Below are 23,888 nucleotides of genomic sequence, written 5' to 3'. Positions count from 1 at the left end.
TGGCTCTGTACGAGGTACCATGGGAACTGCGCTGCGTCGGTAAGCGTATACCTTTCTCCATGGTCGATAAGACGGCAAAGAAGGCTGGTTCGAAGACGAAGGTGACCGCTGCTCCCGAGGAGACGGCGTCGTCTCCGGCACTGGTGCGGCCCAGCCTGAAGATGCTGGCCGCTCACCTGGGTCTGAGCGCCTCGACGGTTTCGTTTGTGTTGAACGATGTGCCGGGACGGTCGATCCCGGAGGTGACGCGGGAGCGGGTGAAGGCAGCGGCGCGCGAGTTCAACTATCAGCCGAGCCTGATTGCTCGCAAGTTGCAGGGCCAGAGGGTAAATACGGTCGGGATTCTGCTGCCGGAGCTGGGTGACGGGTATCACTCGCAACTGATCGGCGGGGCGGGCGACTGGCTGATGCAGCAGGGGTTCTTCTACTTCACGGTGCATCACAAACATAAGCCGGAGCTGGTGAGTGCGTATCCGGAGATTCTCGAGGCGCGGGGCGTCGAGGGGATTTTGGCGATCGATACGTCCCTGGAGAAGAATATTCACCTGCCTACGGTGCTGGTGGCCGGGCATACCGAGCACCGGAATATCTCGAACATCATCCTCGATAGCCACCTGGGCGCGGAGCTGGCGCTGGGTCATTTGTATGAGCTGGGGCATCGGGAGATCGTGTACATGAAGGGGCAGCTTGTGAGCCAGGATACGCAGGCTCGCTGGGCTGCGACGATGGACGTCGCGGACAAGCTGGGGCTGAAGGTGGAGGAGAGCATGATCATCCGGCTGGAGCAGGACTCTCACTCGCCGGAGATCGGGTATCCGGGCATCAAGAAGATGGTGATGGACGGGAAACGTTTCACGGCGGTGGTGTGCTTCAACGACGTGGCGGCGATGGGCGTGATTCGTGCCTTGAGCGACTGCGGATTGCGGATCCCCGAGGACGTTTCGGTGATTGGGTACGATGACGTGCAGGCGGCGGCGTATCACGTTCCCAGCTTGACGACGATTCGGCAGCCACTGCGGAAGATGGGCGAGATTGCGGCGATGACGTTGCTGGATAAGCTGGCGGGCAAGCAGACGGAACATATCCTGCAGGTGGAGCCGGAGCTGATTGTGCGGGAATCGACCAGTGCGGTGCATGAGACGTGCTGGACGACGCGTGACCTGAGCGCGGCGGTTTCGTGATGGTGTAGGCTCTTTCGTGACTGGAGAGCGACACGATGGGGATGATGATTTCTCGCAGAATGTTTGTGGCCGGGGCTGCTGCCTCGGCTTTTGCTTTGCGCGGCGGGGCATGGGCTCAGGGGCCTGACGGGCTTGTGGTGCGGACGAAGAGCGGGGTTCTGCGTGGGGAGATGGCGGGGGATGCGCGGGTGTTTCGGGGCGTGCCGTTTGCGGAGGCACCGGTGGGTGCGCTGCGGTTTCGGCCCCCGGTGAAGGGAAAGGCCTGGACCGGTGAGAGGGCTGCCACGGAGTTTGCGGCTGCGGCGATGCAGCCGGGAGGGGGAACGTTTTCACAGAGTGAGGACTGCCTGTACCTGAACGTCTGGGCTCCGAAGGGGAAGGGGCCTTTTCCCGTATTTGTCTGGATTCATGGGGGTGGGTTCACGGGCGGACGGTCGTTCGACCCGGTGCAGGATGGGGCGAAGTTCGCCAATGCTGGAATCGTTTGCGTTACCGTCGCATACCGGCTGGGTGTATTCGGGTTTCTGGACTTCGAGCCGCTGCTGGGTGCTTCCTATGCGGGCAGTGCGAACAATGGCTTGCGGGATGTGATCGCTTCGCTGGCCTGGGTGAAGGAGGATATCGGGGCGTTCGGCGGGGATGCGGCGCGAGTGACGATCGGGGGCGAGTCGGCGGGGGCGAAGCTGGCCGACATCCTGATGGGTGTGCCTTCGGCGGAGGGGTTGTTTCACCAGGTGATCTCGGAGAGTGGCGGCGCGGAGCGGATTGCTCCCAGGGCGAACGCGTTGAAGGTGGGGAAGGGCTTTGGTGAGGTCTGGGGCAAGGGAGATCTGCTGACGGCGGACCCCAAGGCCTTGATCGAGGCGCAGACGAGCTTCATGAAGACATGGCCGCAGCACTTTCCGCTGCGCGCGGAGATCGACGGCGTACTGATTCCGCGGTTGCCGGTGGAGACGATTGCAGCGGGCTCGACGAAGGGGAAGAGGCTGCTGATTGGGACGAACCGGGAGGAGAGCGCGTCGTTCATCGGGCCGCATCCGGCGAAGGATCCGGGGGCGGGAGACCTGGGGAATCTGCCGGTGGGGACGTTCGATGAGGTGTACGCGAAGTACGCGGGGCTGTATCCGGAGATGAGCGTCGAGGGGCGGAGGATACGAGCCACGACGGCGGAGGAGTACTGGATCCCGTCGATGCGGGCGCTGGATGCGCATGTGCGGGGCGGAGGCAAGGCGTGGGACTACCGGGTGGACTTCTTCGAGACGACGGGACGCCTGAAGGACTATGCGTACCACTCGCTGGAGACGCCGATGATTTGGGACAAGCCTCGTGAAAGTGTGGGGAATGCGGTGGCGGAGGCCTCGCTCAGCGGGCAGATGCATGCGGCGTGGGTTGCGTTTATCCAGGGCGAGACGCCTGCGGCGGCGGGGCTTCCGGTGTGGCCGGCTTACAGGAGCGATACGCGGGATACGATGATCTTCGATACGACGAGCAGGATTGAGGCCAAGCCGCAGGAGGCTGAGATGCGGCTTTGGGACGGATTGCTGTAGGGTGGCATGGTTGCGGATTTCACGATTGGTTTGGAGGATTCTGATGAAGCGCTGGTTTCGAATGATGCTGATGATGGTGTGTGTGGCACCTGCCCTGGCGCAGGCTCCGGGGATTGTGGCGCCGGCACCGATGCCGGGTGTGCTGGCGACGATAGAGGTGCAACGGCTGATGCCGACGTCGGTGTTTTTCGAGGGGCAGACGGCGACGGTGCAGATCCGGAACAGCTTTGGCGTGCGGTTCCGCGATCATGGGCTTCTGCTGGCTGGGCTGGTGGACACCGGCGGGTACTCAAGCGCGATTCGTGACCGGTACCAGTTTTACCTGCTGGCGGACACGACGTTCGAGATCGGCGGCAAGCGACTTGGGCCGGGTGCCTATGGGTGCGGGTTCCTGAGCGATGGGCTGTTGGTGATGGATCTTGGCGGGCATGACGTGGTGAAGACGGCGACGACGAAGGATGCGGGGATGGCGCGGCCTCGGCCTTTGCAGATCACGGGAACGGCGGATGAGGCGCGGCTGTATCTGGGGCGCGAGTACGTGACGATCCGGCAGGTGAAGTAGTTCCTGGCGCTGGCGACTCCCGGGTGGGGGATCGCCGGCTGTGGTGCTGCAGAAGGATTCCCCTATTGCACATGTGGTCTAACCAATCCCTGGAGGAGGACTTTTCTCCTCCAAAAGGTTGACGTGTGCGCGGAAAAAGCTTCTTAGACAAGCGCTTGTCTGTGTTTTTTCTGGGGAAATTCCCTATTGCAAAAAAGAACTTGACAGCCTTCCTTCGGCGGAGCTTGAATAGGGGCCGACTTCGAGACAACCTTAGACAAGCGTTTGACTTGGTTCCGGTTGCCTTGAGGTCTTTGATGGACTTTTTTCGGAGGCAGTATGAAGAAGCTTTGGTCGGCGGTTGCGCTGATTGCGTTCGTTCTCATGTGTACGGGCTCCACCTTGTGGGGGCAAAATTCTAACTCGGCGGATATTCGTGGTACGGTCACGGATTCGAGTGGCGCCGTTCTTCCCGATGTGACCGTTACGGTGCTGAACCTCGAAAAGGGTGTGAGCGAGGAGTACCACACGAACTCGGCCGGCCTGTTCGATACGGGTTCGATCGTGACCGGCGTGTACAAGGTCTCATTTTCGAAGGATGGCTTCAGCCAGTTCGTTCGTTCGTCGGTCACGCTGAGCGTGGGAACGACGCAGATCGATGCCAGGCTGGCGGTCGGCAGTGTGAGCCAGGAGATTGTGGTCAACACGGATGTTCCGCTGATCAAGACCGAGTCGGGCGAGCAGTCGACGACGCTGGTGGCGAAGGAGATGCAGGCTCTGCCCAACCAGGGACAGGACTGGCAGAACTTCGTGAAGCTGATTCCGGGCGCGACCGGCACGACGCAGTATGGCGCGACGGGGCAGGCTCTTTCGGTGAACGGCAACCTGCCTTACAACGCGGTGCTGAACGACGGTGCGTCGTCGGCGCTGTCGCACTCGGGCAACGCGGATGTGTCGGTGTTCGAGACGGTGCAGGAGGTGCAGATCAATACCTCGGCCTTCTCGGCGCAGTATGGCATCGGAGGCGTGGCGTTCAACCAGATTTCGAAGGGCGGCACGAACAAGTGGCATGGGTCGCTGTATGAGTATGCGCAAAATGACTTCCTGAATGCGCGCAACTACTTCGCCAAGGCTGCTCCTTACCTGCGGTTCCATAACTTTGGCGGCTCGTTCAGCGGTCCGGTGGTGATCCCTCACCTGTTCAACGGTCATGACAAGGCGTTCTTCTACTTCAACTACGACCAGGTGATCAACCTGAGCGCTTCAACCGGCTTTGCGACGGTACCGACGGTCGCGATGCGCAACGGCGACTTTACGGGGCTGGCCGCGATCTACGATCCGAGCACGAGCACCTATGCCACGTATGTGGACAGCACCGGCAAGACGGTCACCGCGATCAAGCGCACACAGTTTGCGAACAACAAGTTGCCCACTCTGGATCCCGTGGCGGTGAAGGCGCAGGCTCTTCTTCCTTTACCGAACGTTGCCGGTACGGTATCGGCTTCGACCGGCATCACGAGCAACAACTACGCGTACTCGGTGCGCGGAAGCAATCCTTTCAAAAAGTACTTCGGCCGGTTCGACTACCAGTTCTCTCCGAGCAACCGTCTTACGGCTTCGGTGACGAAGCGCGATAACCCGGCACTGTACACGAATGCTCTTCCTTGCCCATTGAACTGCTACACGGGCGACGTGGACAGCACCAACTCGCAGATTACCGATGTATGGAACATCAGCTCGCGCACGATCAACGAGCTTCGCATCGGATATACGAATCAGTTGAACTTCTTCGCCACGCAGACGGCTGGCAAGGGCTATCCCGCCGCGCTTGGTCTTCAGTTCTCGAAGGCCGATATCTTCCCGACGATCAACATCAGCAGCTACACCGGACTCTCGGCTGGAACGACGGCTGTGTACAAGGAGCACAACTTCGATCCTTCGGATGTGGTGACGATGGTGCGTGGACACCATGTGCTGCACTTCGGCGGCGAGTACCTGATCTTCCAGGACAACTCGACGGCGTGGGGCAACGTCAACGGAGCGACGACGGGCTTTACCAGTGTGTACACGCAGTGCACGTATTGCACGGGAACGAAGCAGGTTGCGGCTTCGGGCAACGCTTACGCGGACTTCCTTCTGGGCGATATCCAGAACTGGTCGGCAAGTGTGACGCCTGAGTTTGCCGGACGCCAGAAGGCTCCGCAGATGTTCGTGCAGGATGACTGGAAGGTTCGTTCGAACCTGACGATCAACCTGGGCCTCCGCTACCAGATCATGCAGGGTTGGAGCGACGCGAAGAAGAACCAGAGGACGTTCGATCCGCTGGTGATGAATCCTGTCACCGGTACGTTGGGCGGGCAGTGGTATGCGGCGAACGCAGACCATGGACGCACGCAACTGCAAAACAATGTGTACGACACATTCCTTCCTCGTGTAGGTTTTGCGTACACGCTGAACCCGACGATGGTTGTCCGCGGTGGCTACGGCATCTACGCTTACCTGTGGAGCCTTGATACCTACGGCAGCGGTGAAGGTTCGGCCTTCGGTTCTTCGGGCAGCCTGAGCGATACGACCAACGGCTTCACGCCGGCGGGCTCTCTGTCGGGTACGAATCCTCAGTTCGTTTATGTCGCGGCGAGCACGAATCCTGGCAACTTCACGGGTGCGGGCACGTCGACCTCCTACAACCAGCAGAACACCCCGGTCGCGAAGATCCAGCAGTACAACCTGACGATCGAAAAGCAGATTGGCAGCAACATGGCGGCAACCGTCGCGTATGTGGGCAGCAAGTCCAGCAACTTGAACTTCTCGGTCGATATCAACCAAGTGCCTGTTGGCAAGCTCGCGATCAGCGATCAACAGTTCCGTCCGTTCCCCAACCAGGGCAACATCACGGGCAGCACGAACAATGCCAGTGCCAACTACAACTCGCTGCAGTTCACCTTCCAGCGCCGCCTGACGACCAACTTCTCGATCAACACGAGCTATGTCTGGTCGCACTTCCTCGACGATGCGGATTCGTCGGCGTGGGGCAGCCGTGGCGGCACGCTCACCTACCAGAACGCAAACAACGTGGATGCCAACTACGGTCCGTCGAACTTCGATACGCGTCATGCGTTCAAGGGCAACGCGATCTACCTGCTTCCTTTCGGACGTGGACAGTACTTCCTGAACAACAACAAGTTCGTGGATGAGTTTGTCGGCGGATGGAACCTGGCTTCCACCTTCGTGCTGCAGTCGGGTAACCCGTTCACGGTGACGGTGCCGAGCAACATCGCGCAGTCGTATACCTCGGGCAACCTGTATCCCAACCGGATCGGTGATCCGAGGGGTGCGCGTACGCTGACCAACTGGTTCAACCAAGCAGCGTTTGCGGCTCCGGCGAATGGAACGTTCGGCAACAACCAGAGGAACGACGTGTATGGCCCTGGCATCATCGGACTCGATCTGTCCATGGGCAAGACGTTCAACCTGTGGGCGGAGCGTTACAAGTTCCAGCTTCGCATCGACGCCACGAACGCGCTGAACCACGCCAACTTCTCGAACCCGAGCTCCTCGTTCGGCGTGAACTCGGGTGTGATCACGGGAACGACCAACAGCGGACGTAACATCCAGCTCGGCGGACGTTTCTCCTTCTGATAACCTCGGGAAGTGGATAGCGGCTTCGGTCGCTGTCCGCTTCCCGATTTGTTTTTAAGGCTGAGCTTTTATGTCGATGTTTCATCGAATGCGGTGTGGCCTGGCCGGTGTATCGATGGCCCTCGCATCTTTCTGCTCCGCGCAGACGATTACGCCGCAGGAGCATGCACGGCGAGCCAATGAATATCTGAAGGCGAAGCAGCCTGAGAAGGCGATTCCGGAGTTCGCGGCGCTGGTTGCGGCCGATCCGAACAACGTGGATGCCGAAGCCAATCTTGGAGTGCTGCTTTATTTTCAAGGGCGCTTTACGGAGGCGGAAGGTCCGCTGAGGAAGGCGGTGGAGCTGCAGCCGGAGCTGGCGAAGATACGCGGTTTGCTGGGGCTCTGCGAGTACCAGATGGGACATCTGGATGCGGCTCGCGGCGATCTTTGGGGGGCTTTGAACGGCGACCTGGATCCGAAGTTCCACAGGGAAGTTGGGCTGACGCTGGTGGAGGTGGATACGGCGCGGAACGATCTTCCATCGGCGGCGGTGACGATTGGCAAGCTGCTGGAGACGGCCCCGGCCGATCCGGAGATCCTGTATGCGGCGTACCGGGTGCATAGCGATCTGGCCGGTGAGGCATTGTTGAGTCTATCGCTGGCCGCGCCGAAGTCGGGGCAGATGCAGCAGGCGATTGCACATGAACTCGAGCGGGTGCGCGATCTGCCGGGAGCGATTGCGAATTTTCGCAAGGCGATCGCCGCGAATCCGAATCTGCCGGGAGTTCACTTTGAGCTGGCCGAGGCGCTGCATGGGTCGGACAGCCAGGAGATCAGGGCGCAGGCCGAGGCGGAGTACAGGATCGCGCTCGCGAAGAATCCGCATGAGGTCCAGGCGGCGGTGCGGCTTGGGGACCTTGCCGCGGACCGCTCCGATATGGTGGGAGCCAGGGGATTTTATGAGCGGGCGTTGAAGGATCAGCCAGGCAATGCGGAGGCTGCGATCGGGCTGGCACGGGTGTACAGCGAGCAGAACGAGAACGACAAGGCGCTGCCTCTGTTGCTCGATGCGTTGAAGGCCGATCCGACGAATATGCTGGCGCACTTTCGGCTGAGTGCGCTGTACCGGACGATGAAGAGGCCGGAGGATGCGAAGAGGGAGCTGGCGGAGTATCAGCGGTACAAGGCGATGAAGGAAGGGCTGCGGCAGGTGTATGGCGCGATGAAGATTGAGGCTCCGCATGGTGCTGCGGACGATGCGGGGGCGGCCCATTAGAGCTCTGGTGGTGGGTGTTCTGGCGCTGGCGGCGGGCTGTGTCGTGGCACAGAAGGCGGGGCCCTTTGAGCCGGGGTTTGTGGATGTCACGGCCTCGACAGGGATCAAGTTTGCGCATCTGTCGAGCCCGGACCAGAGGTACATCGTCGAGTCGATGAGCGGTGGGGTGGTGCTGTTCGACTATGACGGCGACGGCTGGCTGGACATCTACTTTACCAACGCTCCGAGCGTGTCGATGGCGATGGCGGGCAAGAAGGCGCGGGGGGCGCTGTATCGCAACAACCACGATGGGACGTTTACGGACACAACGGATAAGGCCGGGATTGCGACGCCCTGCTGGGCCATGGGCGCGGCGGTGGCGGATGTGACGAATAGCGGCAGGCAGGATCTGCTGGTGAGCTGCTTTGGTGGGGTGGTGCTGTATCGCAACAATGGGGATGGCACGTTTACGGACGTGACGGCGAAGGCGGGGCTCGCGCAGGATTCAGGGTGGGCGACCGGGGTGACGTTTGGCGACTATGACGGCGATGGATTTCCGGATTTGTTCGTGCCGCATTATGTGGACTTTCACCTGGATGATTTGCCGAAGTTTGGATCGGCGAAGACGTGCCAGTATCACGAGGTGGCGGTGCAGTGCGGGCCGCGTGGGCTGAAGGGTTCGGGGGATGCGCTGTACCACAACAACGGCGACGGCACGTTTACTGAAGTTGCGGCGCAGGCTGGGGTGGACGACAAACAGCACTACTTCGGATTGGGCGCGGTGTGGACGGACTTCGATAACGATGGCAAGCTCGATCTCTTTGTGGCGAATGATGGTGAGTCGAACTATCTGTATCGCAACCAGGGCGATGGGACCTTCAAGGAGGTCGGCGCGGATGCTGGTGTGGCGTTCAGCGAAGATGGCGTGGAGCAGGCCAACATGGGGCTTGCCGTGGGTGACTTTGAGAACAAGGGGCGGATGAGCGTCGCGATCAGCCACTTCAGCGATGAGTACATGACGCTGTATCGCAATGATGGCGCGATGAACTTTACGGATGTGTCGCACTCGGCGGGTGTGGCGCGGGCCACGGTGCCGTATGTGGGGTGGGGCGATGCGTTTCTGGACCTGGATAACTCCGGGTGGCTCGATCTGATGCTGGTGAACGGGCATGTGTATCCGCAGGTGGACTCGGCGAAGCTCGGGATTCACTATCGTGAGCCGGCTGTGCTGTTCCGCAATCAGCACAATGGGAAGTTTGAAGAGGCGAAGATGGGCGCGGGGGATCCGCTGGCTGTGCCGCAGGTGAGCAGAGGGCTTGCGGTGGGCGACCTGTTCAACCGCGGTGCGCTGGATGTGGTGATCGAGAACCTGTTGGGCGAGCCGGAGGTGCTTTCGTCGCGGCCCAATCCCGCGCATCATTGGGTGAGCGTGGAACTGGAGGGCGCGCCGAAGAATCGGATGGCGCTGAATGCGCGGGTCCATGTGAGTTCCGGGGGCGTGACGCAGATGGGCGAGGTGCGGTCGGGTGGAAGCTATCTGTCGCAGAGCGATCTCCGGCTGCACTTTGGGCTTGGAGGGGCGAAGGAGATTGAGACGATGGTGGTGGAATGGCCAGGAGCGACTCCGCAGACGTTTCATCATGTGGCGGCGGATGGTTTCTACCATTTGAAGCAGGGTGGAGAGTTGATCCGGGGGAACGCCTCGACTAGGAAATAGGGCTTTCGTCCGGTTTTCGGACGAAGGGATGGACAATGAAACAATCGTTTGTCTACTATGGTTTGTCCGACCCTGCTGTTGGCCCAGTGCAAGCGGAAGGCGGGCTTTCCCTTCTGGAGTGTGTCGTATGGATTATGTCTTCGAGAGCCCCCGGCGTTTTATGCGCGCCGTCGCAGTTTCTCTGCTGCTTCCTGTTGTGCTGACGCCCGTGATGCCGATGATGGCGCAGACGCCTTCTCCCAGTGCGAAAGAAGCGCGCTTTGTCGATGATCTGCTGAAGAAGATGACGCTCGAAGAGAAGATCGGGCAGATGAGCCAGATCGCTCTGAACACCGACGACGCGGGCAAGGCCGAAGACATGGTCAAGGCGGGGCAGGTGGGCTCGTTCCTGTTCGTCACCGATCCGGCGCGCATCAATGCGCTGCAGCATGTCGCCGTCGATCAATCGCGGTTACATATTCCAATCCTGTTTGGGTTCGATGTGATTCACGGCTTCCGCACGGTGTATCCGGTGCCGTTGGCGATGGCTGCTTCGTTCAAGCCTGAGCTGGCTACGTTGGCCCAGAGGCATGCGGCGATGGAGGCTTCGGCTGCGGGTGTGCGCTGGACGTTTGCGCCGATGGTGGACATTGCGCATGATGCCCGGTGGGGACGCATCATGGAGGGCGCGGGCGAAGACCCGTATCTGGGCGCACGCATGGCCGAGGCTCAGGTGCGCGGCTTCCAGGGTTCCTCGTTGAGCAATGCGGATAGCATTGTGGCCTGCGTGAAGCACTATGCAGGCTATGGGGCGGCGGATGGCGGGCGTGACTATGACTCGTCCAATATCTCGGATGCCGATCTCGAGAACATTTATCTGCCTCCGTTCCATGCGGCGGAGAAGGCGGGCGCGGGGACATTCATGACCGCGTATATGGATCTGAACGGCGTGCCGGCTGCGGGCAATCGCTGGCTGATGCGCGATGTGCTGAAGGAGCGTTGGGGCTTCAAGGGATTCATCGTCAGCGACTGGGATGCAGTGCATGCACTGCAGACGCATGGCATGGCGAAGGATGCCGCGGATGCGGCGGCGATCTCGGCCAATGCGGGCATGGACATGGAGATGACGGGCCATGTGTTTCGCGACAATCTGCCGGCGCAGGTGAAGAGTGGCGCGGTGAAGATGGCGACGATCGACGAGGCGGTGAAGCGCATTCTGAGCGTGAAGTATGAGCTTGGTTTGTTCGAGCATCCATATGCCGATGTGGCTGCGGCTCCGGGTAAGTTTGTGAATGCGGAGCAGAGGGCCGCGGCGCGCAAGGCTGGTGCTGAAGTTGCGGTGCTGCTGCGGAATGAGGGAAATCTGCTGCCGTTGAAGAAGGCTCCGGGAACGATTGCGGTGATTGGACCGCTGGCGGACTCGAAGGTGGACATCGGTGGATCGTGGAGTCTGGCGAGCCATCCTGCCGACAACGTCAGCGTGCTGGAAGGACTGAAGCAGCGGTTCGCGGCTACGCCGGATGTGGTGAAGTACGCCAAGGGCGTGGAGATTGAGCGGACGGGACACTCGATCTTCGATCCGCAGTTCCCGCCGGTGCCGGTGACGATGCATACCGACGCGGAGAAGAAGGCAGCGTTCGACGAGGCGATTGCCACGGTGAAGTCGGCCGATGTGACCATCATGGTTCTGGGCGAGTCGCAAAACATGAATGGAGAGAAGGCTTCGCGTTTGTCGCTCGATCTGCCGGGTAAGCAGGAGGAGTTGCTGGAGGCGGCGGTGGCTACAGGTAAGCCGGTGGTGCTGGTGCTGATGAATGGGCGTCCGCTCTCAATCGATTGGGCTGCTCAGCATGTGCCGGCGATTCTGGAGGCCTGGTATCCGGGGACTGAAGGCGGCAATGCCGTCGCGGATCTGCTGTTTGGCGATGCTGTCCCGGGTGGGAAGCTGCCGGCTACGTTCCCTCGTTCGGCTTCGCAGGAGCCGTTGTTCTACGCGCACTATCTACGGCAGAATCCGCACGAGACCGCTGCGCTGTACTGGGATGGATCGAGTGCTCCACTGTATCCGTTTGGATATGGGCTGAGCTATGCGAAGTTCTCGATGAACAACCTGAAGATGAGCTCGGCTAAGGTTGCTGCGGATGGAACCATGCAGGTGTCGATCGACGTGAAGAATGACAGCAATGTCGCGGGCGATGAGGTGGTGCAGCTTTATACGCACCAGAGAGCGGGAAGCGCATCGCGTCCCGTGCGTGAGTTGAAGGGCTTCAAGCGCGTTTCGTTGAAGGCTGGCGAGACGCAGACGGTCACGCTTGCGCTCGATAGCCATGAGCTCGGATTCTGGAGCTCGGCGACGCGGAAGTTTGCTGTAGAGCCGGGCACGTTCGACCTCTGGGTTGGGAACAGCTCGGCTTCTACGGAAAATCATGCAACGTTCGAAGTTACAAAATAGAAAGCGATGCTCTTGTCTCGGTGACGAGGTTGCACTCTACGGCAAAGCCCCACCCTTTCGAGGTGGGGCTTTGTCATGATGGAAGGGATGCGGCTGTTCTTTATGGGGCTTTCGACGCGGGTGGGATGGCTGCTGCGTAGAGGGAGGTGCGAGCCACGATATAGAGGGTGCGGCGGTCCTTGCCACCGAAGACGATGCTGGTAGGATGCTCGGAGACGTCGATCTGGCCGATCTGCATTCCGTCGGGGCGGTAGATATAGATTTGTCCGGCGGCCATGTAGATGTTGCCGTCGGGACCGACCACGACGGACTCGCCACCCTGGGTCGCGAAGAGTTTTACGTTCGAAAGGCCGCCATCGTCTTTGACGGTGGCGGTCCATGTCTTCTTCTGGCGCTCATCGCTGATGTAGACGGTCTTGCCGGTAGTGGCTTTGCCCAGGGTGAAGGCGCGGAGGATATCGGCCATCTTGATGCCGTAGTAGAGCTGGCCCGAGACGAAGTCTTCACCGGCGGGCAGAAAGGTGCTGCCGTCGGGGGAGATGTACTGCCATGGTGTCAGGGTGGCGAAGTCGTTGTTCATGTCCACATCGAAGCGCCAGTGGTCGACGGAGAAGACGGCCGTCGCGCCGGGGTGAGGCGTGGAAGGCTGGGGCTTGAGGAGGGTGAGTTCGGTAGATGGGGCGTCGGGTTTGAAGGTGTAGACCGTGCCGGTGCCTGCGTAGGAGACGGCCATGAGGTTGTCGCTCTTGTCGAAGAAGATGTTAGCGACGTCCAGGGGGGCGTCGCGGACGGTTTCGAGGCGCTTCGATGCGGGCAGGTAGCGGAAGATGTGGTTCTTCACGGTGTCGACGAAGTAGACATTGCCGTGCGAGTCCGTGGTGGCGCTGGAGGCGTTGAAGTAGCCGCTGGCGATGCGGTGGGCTTCGGGGTGTTTGGCTAACGGCGCGTTGGAGGTGTGCTCGGGGATGGTGAGGGAGGCTAGCTCAAGCTCGCGGTTGGTGGTGTGGCTGTCGTCGTCGACGACGGACGCGTCGAAGGCCGCTTTGCTATCGGAGTAGATGTGCAGGTTGCGGAAACGGATGTTTTTCGAATTTGTAACGTGGATGGTTGCAGGGTAGGGAACGAAGCTCGAGACGACACGGTAGCCGTGCATCTCTGCGACGGTGATGTTCTCCGAGTCCTCGATTTCGAGCGGGAGACATTGCCCGCCTTCGCCACGCTCTTCTTCGGTTTGCAGGGCCACGAGCTCGACGTTGGCGGCCCGCTTGATCTTGACCTCGTTGCGAACGTGGTGCTCGCTGGAGAGCTCGTAGATGTGGCTCTCGGTCTTGGTGTCGGAGATATAGAGGCCTGCCTGCGAAAAGGTGTCGGGCGTCCAGATGTTGGTGAAGACACCGCCTCCACCGTTCAGGATCCAGAGGCTTGGGTACTGGGCGTCCCACTTGTAGGCGAGGTTGGGATCGGCCGAGTGGGCGTTGTTGTAGGGGTTCATGCGGGTGCCGTCGGCGTTGTTGGTGCCATGGCCACCGAGGAAGCGGACGTCGTTCATCATGGAGTCTTTACCGGCCATCCACATGACGGCGGCAGCCCGGCTGTTGATGCCGCCGGGGAAGAGGCCGATACCTTCGACGATGGTGGAACCTCCCGCAGGAGCGAGCAGCATGGGTTTCGGTTCGCCAGGGCCGTCGAAGCCGGGTGTGGAGTCGGCGAGGTCGAGCTGCGTGGTGCTAGGGTGAAGGCCGATCAGGACGGTATCGGGGCGGAGTTTGAGGGTGTCGGTGAGGAGATAGCGGCCGCTGGGCAGATAAACGGTGCGGTTGGTGTCGATGACGTGCTGGAGGGCCGCGGTGTCGTCCGTGGTGCCGTTGCCTTTGACGCCGAGTTCGAGGGCGTTGGCCCATCCGATCTGCGTGGGCAGCGGCCGGATGGCGGGTGCTGCGGCGGGCGGCAGGGCGGTGAGGGGCTTTGTGCTGATTCTGGTTACAATCTCACCTCTGGACTGCGGTGTATCGAAGGTCAGGCCGTGGAGGAAGGTGTCGACGCGATAAGTGGCGCCGCTGCCGGAGAACGTCTTGCCGCTCTGGCGCAGTTTGGCGAAGGTGGCGACACGGTCGACGAGGGCGTTTTCGATGTTGATCTCCGTGAGACGCGAGTCCTCGTTGGAGATGACGATGGCGGGTCCGGAGATGTTCTCGAAGCGCGAGTCTTTGATCCAGAGCTCTTCGATGTGTTTGGGCTCGATGTCGATGGCGGTGGGAACGTTCTTGAAGGTGACCTTGATGAGGGCTAGGCCGGCTTCGTGCTCGTGGATGGAGGCTTCGCGCTGTCCGTCGAAGGTGGAGTCGAGCAGCGTAAACTGCCAGCCGGGCGAGGGACGTCCGGTCATGATGGCGTATTGGCCGCCGTAGAAATGGAGGTCTTCGGCCTCGTTGCCGACGTCCTGCAGGGCGGACATGCCGGAGCCGATGTGGAAGTCCATGTGGGTGAGAAAGCAGTGCTGCGCGTAGTGCAGGCGGATGCCGACGGCGCCGGGATTGCCGTCGGCGATGTCGAAGTCGATGTTGCTCATGGCGGAGTAGAAGGTGCCGGGGTTTGCGTCCGGTACGCCGAGTGTGGCGGGCACGGTGCCCGGGAACACGACCGGAGGCGGACGCCGTGCATTGGGGCGCTGCACGCCGCCGGTGCGTTGTGCGTTGATGCGGCCGCCGGTGAACATGACCATGTAGGACGGTCCGGTCTGGTAGCCCGGGGTGTTGGCGGCCAGGGTGAAGACGGGCCGCGTGGGGCCGTAGCCGATGAGCCGAATGCTGGGCCAGATGTAGAGGGTGTGGGTCAGCCGATAGTTGCCGGAGGGGATGAAGACGATGCCCTGGTGGGTGGTGTCGGCTACCTTGTCGATGGCCTTCTGGAGGGCGGCGGTGTCGTCGGCGACGCCGTCGCCCTTGGCTCCCGTGAGGTAGACGGCGGTCTTGTCTTCGAGACGAACGGGGTAGAAAGACTGGGCGTGAGCGGCGATGGACGTGGCAGCGAGCGCCAGGACAAGAGGGCGGATGAGAGACATGTGCGGCTCCGTAAATTTGTAACGAATGTGGTTGCGATTACCAGACGTAGGTCGCGACAGCCCCGGCAGGGAGGGTGGCGGTGGCGGACTTGCCCTTGGCTCCGAAGACGAAGGTGCTGACCTGGTCGGTGGTGTTGCTGACGATGAGGACGTGCTTCTTCTTCGGCGTGAGGAAGGCCACGTGAGGAAGAGCATCCGCTGGGCCCGTGGACGCGATGCGGACGGAGCCGGGAGGAACGAACTTCGAGGCCTGGGAGGCTGTGTAAAAGGCGATGTTGCGGGTGATCTTATCGCCGTCGAGGGTGATGGCTCCGGTGCAGATGGGGCATCCTCCGCTGGCGGTGTGTGGGCCGTTCTGCGGATCGGCGGCGAGGTTCCAGAGCAGGACGTTGCGGCTCCAGTTCTGGGGTGCGCCGATGATCAGGCGGGCGACGGGCTTCGCGAGTTGCAGACCGGTATCGTTCTTGCGCGCGATGACCATCTGCTCGGTGAAGTAGAGGTTCTTATTGGGGAAGGCATTGTGCGTGGTGGTCATAGCGGTGATCTCGCCGCGGTAGAGGTGGTAGCCGGAGCCGTTGGTGTACTTGGCGGCGGCGGGGTTCTTCAGCAGGTCGATGGAGTAGTTCGGGTTGTCGCAGTTGTGATCGAAGGAGATGATCTTCGTGTGGAGGCCGGCCTTTTCGAGGGCAGGTCCGAGGTAGTTGCCGATGAAGTCGGCCTCCTGCTCGGAGGTGACCACCATGCTGGGGGTGTTCTTGGGGTTTTCAGGCTCGTTCTGCGGTGTCAGGGCGTCGATGGGGATGCCGGCGGCCTGCATGCCCAGGAGGTATTTCACCCAATACGTGGCGTAGGCACCGTAGTACTCGTGCTTCAGGCTGCCGCCCTTGGCGTTGTTGTTGTCCTTCATCCAGGAGGGCGCGGTCCATGGCGAGGCGAGGATCTTGATCTTGGGTGTGACCTTGAGGATCTCCTTCAAGACCGGGATGACGTCGGCCTCGTCGGGTGCAAGGGAGAAGTGCTTGAGGTCGGGGTCGGTTTCGCCGTCGGGCATGTCATCGTAGGTGTAGACGTGGTCGTTCATGTCGGACGCGCCGACGGTGACGCGGAGATAACTGGTGCCAACATCGGCGGGGCCGTTGCCGAACAACTCCTGGATCAGCGCGGTGCGGGCGGCGGGCGACATCTTCATCATGAGCTGGGCGGAGCCGCCGGTAAGGGCGTAGCCGAAGCCGTCCATAGTTTGGAACTTCGTCTTGTCGTCGACGAGGATGCCTGGGGCTTTACTCTTTGCGAACGCCAGGCGCTGGGGCTGCTCGGCGAGGAGGCTGGTCCTGTCGGGCGTGGTGAGCCAGACGGTGGCTTGCTGGGCTGCGGCGGGAAGGGCGAATGCGCTGAGGGACAAGACGGCAAAGACGATACGGGCAGGGTTCACGTGCGGAGGACCTCGGTCGGTTGGAAAATTATTGGGATCGACATACGCTTGCGGGACGCATCCATTCAGCGCCCCGGGAGGTGTGGCTGTCAAGAGGGGGATATGGCATTTGCCCTTGAAACAAGCGATTGTCTTTGTTTTCGGAGGCAGGTGTAAGGATCGCTGCGCTCCTGCGTTTTCACGGGTGTGCCTTGGTGTTTCCAGGGGCGAGGTCGATACTGAAAGGGGGATACATCATGAGCTGTTGCGAGAAACCTGCGGAGAAGGTGCTGGATCCGGTGTGCGGCATGACCGTCGATCCAGCTACGGCGAAGCACTCCGTGGCACATGCGGGAACGACGTACTTTTTCTGCGGGGCAGGGTGCAAGGCGAAGTTCGAGGCCGATCCCGGAAAGTATCTCGCGCCGAAGGTCGCGGCAACTCCTACCGAGGCTGAGGCGAAGACGGAGCACGTCTGCCCGATGGACCCTGAGGTCAGCCAGATGGGCCCCGGGGCATGTCCGAAGTGCGGCATGGCGCTTGAGCCGGCCGTGATGGCGGCGCCGGCGGTGCGGCGGGAGTGGGTGTGTCCGATGCATCCGGAGGTGGTGCGGGATGCGGCTGGCGCGTGCCCGATCTGCGGGATGGCCCTGGAGCCGCGGGAGGTAACGATCGCGGAGGCGAATCCGGAGCTGGAGGCGATGTCCCGGCGGCTATGGGTAGGGATCGCGCTGACGCTTCCTCTGCTGGCGGTGATGGTTCTCGATGCGTTTGGACGGTCTCTGACCGGGGCGTGGGTCGGGTGGGCGGAGTTCTGCTTCGCGACGCCGGTGGTGCTTTGGGGCGGATGGCCGTTCTTTGAGCGCGGCTGGGTGTCGATCGTCAATCGCAACCTGAATATGTTCACGCTGATCGCGATGGGATCGGGGGCGGCGTATCTCTATAGTGTGGTCGCGGTCGTTGCGCCGGGAGTGTTTCCAGCTTCGTTCCGGGACAGGATGTCGGGGCAGCCGGGGCTCTACTTTGAGGCGGCTGCGGTGATTACGGTGCTGGTGCTGCTGGGGCAGGTGCTGGAGTTGAAGGCGCGGAGCCAGACGGGTAGCGCGATCCGGGCTTTGTTGGGACTCGCTCCGACAACAGCGCGGAGGATTGCCGCCGATGGTACTGAAGCGGAGGTTGCGCTCGCGGAGATTCGCGTGGGCGACCGGCTGCGGGTAAGGCCGGGAGAGAAGGTGCCGGTCGATGGCGTGGTGGTCGACGGGAGCAGCTCGGTCGACGAGTCGATGGTGAGCGGCGAGCCGATTCCGGTGGAGAAGATAGCGGGCGCGAAGCTCATTGGCGGTACCGTGAATGGCACGGGCGGCTTTGTGATGCAGGCCGAGCGGGTGGGAGCGGAGACACTGCTGGCGCGGATTGTGAAGATGGTGAGCGAGGCGCAGCGGTCGCGGGCTCCGATCCAGCGGCTGGCGGATACGGTGGCGGGGTACTTTGTGCCTGCTGTTCTGCTGGTTGCGGCCGTGACGTTCGTGGTCTGGGCGGTGTGGGGGCCTCAACCCCGCATGGCGCACGCGCTGGTCAGCGCGGTGGCTGTCCTGATGATTGCGTGTCCCTGCGCGCTTGGTCTGGCTACGCCGATGGCGATCATGGTAGGAACCGGTCGTGGCGCGCGCGAGGGGATTCTGATCCGGAATGCAGAGGCGCTGGAGACGTTTGAGAAGGTCGATACGCTGGTGATCGACAAGACCGGAACGCTGACGGAAGGCAAGCCCCGGGTTGCGAAGGTCGTTCCGGCGGAAGGTTTCGACGAGGGCCAGGTTCTTCATTTGGCAGCGAGTCTGGAGCAGGGAAGCGAGCATCCCCTGGCCGGTGCGGTGTTGGCTGCGGCTCGTGAGAAGGGCATCGTGCCTTCGCCGGTCACGGGCTTCCAATCGGTGACCGGGAGCGGGATCCACGGCGTGATCGCTCGGAAGGAAGCCTACCTCGGGAAGTCGGATTGGCTGACGAAGATCTGCCCTGCCTGGAAACCTGACTACGGCTATGAGTCGCAGCTTCAGACGGAGGGGCAGACGGTCGTTGCTCTTCTGTATGACGGAAGATTCGCCGGCTGGATGGGCATCGTCGATCCAATCAAGAAGACAACGCCGGAGGCGATCCGGCAATTGAAGCAGGCGGGCCTGCGGATTCTTGTGATGAGCGGCGACAGCGGGCGCACCGCCTCAGCCGTGGCGAAAGAGCTCGGTATCAGCTTTCAGGGCGATCTCCTCCCGCAGCGGAAGGCGGAGGAGATCCAGAAACTGCAGGCGTCCGGAGCCATCGTTGCGATGGCGGGCGACGGGGTGAACGACGCTCCGGCGCTCGCGCAGGCGCAGATCGGGATTGCGATGGGGACCGGGACCGATGTCGCAATGGAGACGAGCGGGATCACGCTGGTCTCCGGCGATCTGCTGGGAATCGTCAAGGCGCGGGTTTTGAGCCAGAAGACGATGCGAAACATCCGGCAGAATCTCTTCTTCGCCTTCTTCTACAACGTCATTGGCGTGCCGGTCGCGGCGGGAGTGCTGTATCCGGTGTTCGGGGTGGTGATGAGTCCCATGATTGCGGCGGCGGCGATGAGTCTGAGTTCGGTTTCGGTGATCGGGAATGCGTTGCGATTGCGGTCGGCGAAGTTGTAGCAGGCGGCTTCCGTGGAGTTTGTCGGCTCCTACGCTCTCTTCGATTTCCGGCCATACACGAAATGCTGAGCGACTTTGCTCTGGAATCGATGCGCGCGGGCGCGTTTCTGGATGATCTCCGCATAGGCGTTGCGTGTCGCTTCGCGAGCGTTTTCGGGAGCATCTTGCAGAGCTCGCCAGGCCGGATGGTCCATGCGCTCCTCGAGAAACGCAATGGCTTTGTCCAGCTCGACCCAGTCGTCGCTGACCACTTCCGTGGCGATGTGTGTGGCGATAAGACCGGCATCTTCCAGCAACGCGCGACACTTCGTGGGGGTATCGGCGACCGTGTCATAGGGCAGAAGAATACCCTGTGCCGCCGCCGCTTCGGCGACCATTTCGGAGAGGCCAAATGGCTTCGCAGGGACATCAAACGCGAGGTGGCCGTTCGGCTTCAGCCAACCCACCCAGCGTCTGAGTGCAGCGGGGATATCCTGCATCATCACCAGGCCGGAGGCGCAAAAGATGAAATCCACGCTCTCCGCGGGCAGATCGAACCGCTCGGCGTCGGCCTGGAGAAACTGCACATGCGAAAACGCAGCTTCCGTTGCCTTGCGCCGGGCTTCGGCAAGCATGCCTGCGGAGAGGTCGATGCCGAAGACGCTTCCCGTGGGGCCTACGATCTCCGCGGCCTTCAAAGCGGCTGCGCCTGTGCCCGTCGCTACATCCACCACGCGCATGCCGGGCTGCAAGGGCGCAGCCGATACCAGCAGACCCAAGATGCGCCGGTGGGTCTCGTTGGCGTCATAGGTTGCACCGCGCCGGTCAAAATGGGTCGCATCGCTCATAGGAGGAGAGTCTCAAATTTGCATGGAAAGAGAAAAACCCAAGGCAGCAGAAGCTCGGCCTTGGGCTGGGTGGTGCATATCTTTGGGGATTTACTTCGCGATGGCGCGACACTTGGTCATGATCGCGGTATGGATACGGTTCTGAAGTTCCGGGGAGAACTCGTAGATCTCGTTGTCGCGATAGACCTCGATGGTCTGCTTGGTGGTGTCGAGGACGACGTGGCAGTGGTGGCACTCGGCAATGTGGTGCTTTACCTCGACCATGAGCTCGGCGCCGATCTGGCCGTCGAAGTAATCCGTTAGCTTGCTGAGGAAGTCAGTGCAGGTCACGGCTTGGGCCCCTCGTTCTTATTCTGCCGGAAATACCGGCTGAGACGCTCCCGCAACTGCAGGCGCGCTCGTAAAAGTCTCGACTTGACGGCGGGTACGCTTAAACCAAGCGCCTCGGCGGTCTCTTCCGTCGACAGGTTTTCGATGTCCCTCAGTGTGAAAACGGTTCGGAAACCTGGGGGAAGACCCTGAATTGTCTTGCGCAGGATCTCTCCGAGCTCTGAGGTGCCGAATTGCTGCTCCGGATTGGGGCTCCAGTCGGCGAAGTCGCGGGGGATCGATCCCTCGTCGGTCTGGACGTTTTCGTCCATCGAGACGGTCTTGGAGGTCTTGCGCTTGCGCAGGCGCATCAGGCTCTCGTTGACGGCGATGCGGACGAGCCAGGTGGAGAATTTGGAGTTTCCCTGAAACTGGTCGAGCTTCTCGTAGGCCTTCAGGAAGGCATCCTGCGTAATGTCTTCGGCGTCTTCGCGGTTCTGGGTGATGTGCTGGGCTACGCGGAAGACCTGCCGGTCGTACTGACGGACAAGCTGCTCAAAGGCGGCGGTGTCGCCTTCTTTGGCGCGTGCGACGAGCGCCACGTCGGGATGGATCTCCTCGGGGACGAGCGGAACTGCCGGGATGAGGGTCGATGCCGTTGACATGCAATCTCGATCATAAATGGGATTGCGTTAGGAGCAAAGCGGCATCCAACCAGAAGAATGCACCGAAGCCTATGCCGGAACAGGTTCGCGGCGGGCATTCGGGGGTGCGGCGGAGGCCGAATCCAGCTAGATTGAAGAGCATGGGGTTCTCCCCGAAGGGCGTGACGACGTTGGGTAGATGGTTTGGGCTAAGGATGAATGTGTTTCTGGTTACCGCGCTGGCGCTGGCACCATGGAGCGCGAGCGAGGCGATGCAGACGTCCTCGGCACACAAAAAAACGGTGCAGAAGCACGCTAAGACGGCCAGCAAGACCGCGAAGCCTGCGGCAAAGGGCTCTGCCCGGGGTACAAAGGGGCATGCGAAAACGACCGTTTCCGCCGCACGGGGCAAGACGGCGGCCCATGCCGCCGCTGCCGCGGCGATCAGCGCCCAAACGGCGCGGTTGAACAGTGCGTTCCTGGCCTCGTCGCAGTTGCGGCCCATGGCACAGCAGCTTGCGGCCACGCGCTCCGCAATGGCGTATGACGGTGTTTCGAGCTACGCGAAGGCGCATCCGGGCGACGGCGCCGCCACGGCCTACCTCGCTCTGGGGCACGCCTACATGCTGGACAAGCGGTTTGCGGACGCCGCCGCCACCTACCGGATGGCCGGCTCGGCGGGCGACGCGCTCAGCGACTATGCGGACTATCTCGGGGCCCAGGCGGCGCTCGCGGCCAACCACAGCACGGAGGCCTACGGGCTGTTGGACCGCTTTGCCGAGCGCCACCCCGGAAGCATCTTTATTCCGAACGCTCCGGTGCTGCTGGCGAACCTGTATCTGTCGGCCAATAATCCGCAGGGTGCGCTGAAGGTGCTGTCTTCCCCCGACGCCGCGCCGCAGTCGACCCATGCGGACTTCCGGTTCGCGCAGGCGAAGGCGTACCAGGCGATCGGCGACACGGCCAATGCCTCGGCGCTCTACCGCAAGATCTTCACCGCCCAGCCGATGACCGGCGAGGCGTCCCAGTCGCGCAACCAGCTTGCCGCGATGGGCGTTCCGCTGAGTGCGGCGGAGCGGAAGATCCACGCCGATGCCCTCTACAACGCAAAACACTATGCCGAGGCGAGTGTCGAGTACCATTCCCTTGAAAAGAACGATCCGGGGCTCAGCCAGGGGGATCGCGATGCGCTCGAGATCTATGCGGCGGTATGCGACCTGCGGCTGAAGCGGCTTGGACGCCGCGATGCGGAGAAGCTTCCGCAGACCGACGATGACAGCGCCGCACTGAAGAAGTATCTGCTCGCCGAGATTGCGCGGAACGAGAACGACACGAAGGGCAACGACCGCGAGGTGGCGGACCTGGTGCAGAGGTTCCCGCACAGCCGCTGGACGGAGGAGGCCCTGTACTCGGGCGGCAATATGCATCTGCTGAAGCATGAGCAGGTGGAGGCGATCTCCGACTATGAGAGTCTGGTGAGGCTTTTTCCCAACAGCACCTACGCGCCCTCGGCCCACTGGCGCTGCGCATGGATGAGCTACCGGCTGCGCAAGTACACCGAAGCGGCGCGGCTGATGGATGAGCAGATCACGATGTATCCGGCAAGCACAGAGGCATCCAGCGCGCTGTACTGGCGCGGGCGTCTGTACGAGGATGAAGGGCGCGACTTCGGGCAGGCTGCGAACTACTATCGCGCACTGAACGCGAACTACGTGAACTTCTACTACGCGGTGCTGGCGCGGCAGAGGCTGGCGGTGATTGGTGGACAGTCGGGTGCGGTACAGCCGGCGTCTCCGCTGGCTTCGGTACGCGTTCCGGCGGTGCCGGCGCTGACGGGTGAATTGCCGGAGAACGATCCGCACCTCATCAAGGCACGCCTGCTGGCGAACGCCGCGTTAAATGAGTTTATCGGGCCGGAGATCCAGGCCAGTGCGGACTCCGCGCAGTGGGGCGCTCTGGCGCAGGCGGAGATCTATGTGTCGTTCGGCGAGTACACCCGCGCGTTGCAGTCGATGAAGCATAGCGGCATTCCGTTCTTCTCGATTCCGATGAACAAGGTGCCGGTGGTGTATTGGCATCTGTTGTTTCCGCAGCCCTATTGGAACGACCTGGTGGCGAACTCGCAGAAGAACGGGCTCGACCCCTATCTGGTCGCTTCGCTCATCCGGCAGGAGTCGGAGTTCAACGCCGGCGCGGTCAGCCCGGCGAACGCGTACGGCTTGATGCAGCTTCTGCCCTCTGTGGGCAAGGCAGCGGCGAAGAAGGACGGCCTCAAGGGCATCGATGCGCGGTCTCTGCTGAACCCGTCGATCAACCTGCAGCTGGGCACGACGAATCTGAAGCAGGTGCTGGACCGTTTTGGCGGACAGGCGGAGTACGCGTTGGCTGCCTATAACGCAGGCGACACGCCCATCCGGCGCTGGCTGTCGACCAACGACTATAAGGACGTGGCGGAGTACGTGGAGTCGATTCCCTATAGCGAGACCAGAGAATACGTGCAGGCGATTCTGCGCAATCGTGAGATGTACCGTGCGCTGTATCCTGTTCGGTAGCGGTAGACTGAAGACACCGCCCGAGTGGTGAAATCGGCAGACACAGCGGACTTAAAATCCGTAGCCCTTCAGTGGGTGTGGGGGTTCAAGTCCCCCCTCGGGCACCAACTTCGTAAAGA

At 61.7% G+C, this 23,888-nt stretch carries 14 protein-coding genes and 1 tRNA gene; 10 read left to right on the top strand and 5 right to left on the bottom strand.

The annotated features are described in order from the left end of the window. The first annotated feature begins 59 nt into the window (after positions 1–59). The 7 genes from BM400_RS18190 (at position 60) to bglX (ending at position 12,293) form a co-directional block, all read left to right on the top strand. Positions 60–1,181 (top strand): LacI family DNA-binding transcriptional regulator, encoded by a 1,122-nt coding sequence (locus BM400_RS18190; RefSeq protein ID WP_245782017.1) that lies wholly within the window; start codon positions 60–62, stop codon positions 1,179–1,181. Positions 1,182–1,222: 41 nt separating this feature from the next. After that, on the top strand, positions 1,223–2,728 hold the full coding sequence (locus tag BM400_RS18185; RefSeq protein WP_245782016.1) for a carboxylesterase/lipase family protein: 1,506 nt from the start codon (positions 1,223–1,225) through the stop codon (positions 2,726–2,728). A gap of 43 nt (positions 2,729–2,771) precedes the next feature. Next, positions 2,772–3,290, top strand: coding sequence for a hypothetical protein (locus BM400_RS18180; RefSeq protein ID WP_089842316.1), 519 nt, complete (start codon positions 2,772–2,774; stop codon positions 3,288–3,290). A gap of 318 nt (positions 3,291–3,608) precedes the next feature. Beyond that, complete coding sequence (locus BM400_RS18175) at positions 3,609–6,908, top strand: TonB-dependent receptor (RefSeq protein WP_245782015.1); 3,300 nt, start codon at positions 3,609–3,611, stop codon at positions 6,906–6,908. Between the two features lie 115 nt (positions 6,909–7,023). After that, a complete protein-coding gene (locus BM400_RS18170; RefSeq protein ID WP_175529136.1) occupies positions 7,024–8,166 on the top strand; it encodes a tetratricopeptide repeat protein in 1,143 nt (380 codons plus the stop codon). Further along, positions 8,132–9,862: a CRTAC1 family protein gene (locus BM400_RS18165; protein ID WP_245782014.1), complete on the top strand. Its 1,731-nt coding sequence runs from the start codon at positions 8,132–8,134 to the stop codon at positions 9,860–9,862. Before BM400_RS18170 ends, BM400_RS18165 begins: the two co-directional genes overlap by 35 nt. A 127-nt stretch (positions 9,863–9,989) precedes the next feature. Then, positions 9,990–12,293, top strand: coding sequence for a beta-glucosidase BglX (bglX, locus tag BM400_RS18160; RefSeq protein ID WP_245782013.1), 2,304 nt, complete (start codon positions 9,990–9,992; stop codon positions 12,291–12,293). Positions 12,294–12,393: 100 nt separating this feature from the next. On the opposite strand, the gene BM400_RS18155 is transcribed toward bglX, so the two are convergent. Further along, the gene (locus BM400_RS18155; RefSeq protein ID WP_089842310.1) at positions 12,394–15,354 is read right to left on the bottom strand and encodes a glycosyl hydrolase family 28-related protein; all 2,961 of its coding nucleotides are present in this window, start codon (positions 15,352–15,354) and stop codon (positions 12,394–12,396) included. A 37-nt stretch (positions 15,355–15,391) separates the two neighbouring features. Next, complete coding sequence (locus tag BM400_RS18150) at positions 15,392–16,786, bottom strand: glycoside hydrolase family 30 protein (protein WP_089842307.1); 1,395 nt, start codon at positions 16,784–16,786, stop codon at positions 15,392–15,394. Positions 16,787–17,022: 236 nt separating this feature from the next. On the opposite strand from BM400_RS18150, the gene BM400_RS18145 reads away from it, so the two are divergent. After that, positions 17,023–19,437 carry a heavy metal translocating P-type ATPase gene (locus BM400_RS18145; RefSeq protein ID WP_089842305.1) on the top strand — a complete coding sequence of 805 codons (2,415 nt, stop codon included), beginning with the start codon at positions 17,023–17,025 and terminating at the stop codon, positions 19,435–19,437. A 29-nt stretch (positions 19,438–19,466) separates the two neighbouring features. On the opposite strand, the gene BM400_RS18140 is transcribed toward BM400_RS18145, so the two are convergent. From BM400_RS18140 to BM400_RS18130, 3 genes are all read right to left on the bottom strand, one after another. Next, on the bottom strand, positions 19,467–20,264 hold the full coding sequence (locus BM400_RS18140; RefSeq protein ID WP_089842303.1) for a class I SAM-dependent methyltransferase: 798 nt from the start codon (positions 20,262–20,264) through the stop codon (positions 19,467–19,469). 90 nt (positions 20,265–20,354) lie between these two features. Then, positions 20,355–20,594 (bottom strand): anti-sigma factor family protein, encoded by a 240-nt coding sequence (locus BM400_RS18135; RefSeq protein WP_089842300.1) that lies wholly within the window; start codon positions 20,592–20,594, stop codon positions 20,355–20,357. After that, positions 20,591–21,238, bottom strand: a complete 648-nt coding sequence (locus BM400_RS18130; RefSeq protein ID WP_089842297.1) for a sigma-70 family RNA polymerase sigma factor — start codon at positions 21,236–21,238, stop codon at positions 20,591–20,593. The genes BM400_RS18135 and BM400_RS18130 overlap by 4 nt, the downstream gene beginning before the upstream one ends. Positions 21,239–21,378: 140 nt before the next feature. On the opposite strand from BM400_RS18130, the gene BM400_RS18125 reads away from it, so the two are divergent. Then, a complete protein-coding gene (locus BM400_RS18125; protein ID WP_245782012.1) occupies positions 21,379–23,769 on the top strand; it encodes a lytic transglycosylase domain-containing protein in 2,391 nt (796 codons plus the stop codon). An 18-nt stretch (positions 23,770–23,787) separates the two neighbouring features. Next, positions 23,788–23,876 (top strand) — tRNA-Leu (locus BM400_RS18120). The last annotated feature ends 12 nt before the right edge of the window (positions 23,877–23,888 follow it).

The organism is Granulicella pectinivorans (assembly GCF_900114625.1).
In the GTDB taxonomy this organism is placed as follows: domain Bacteria; phylum Acidobacteriota; class Terriglobia; order Terriglobales; family Acidobacteriaceae; genus Edaphobacter; species Edaphobacter pectinivorans.
The sequence above is the reverse complement of the archived record's forward strand: the minus strand, read 5'-3'. Positions and strand labels throughout refer to the sequence as shown.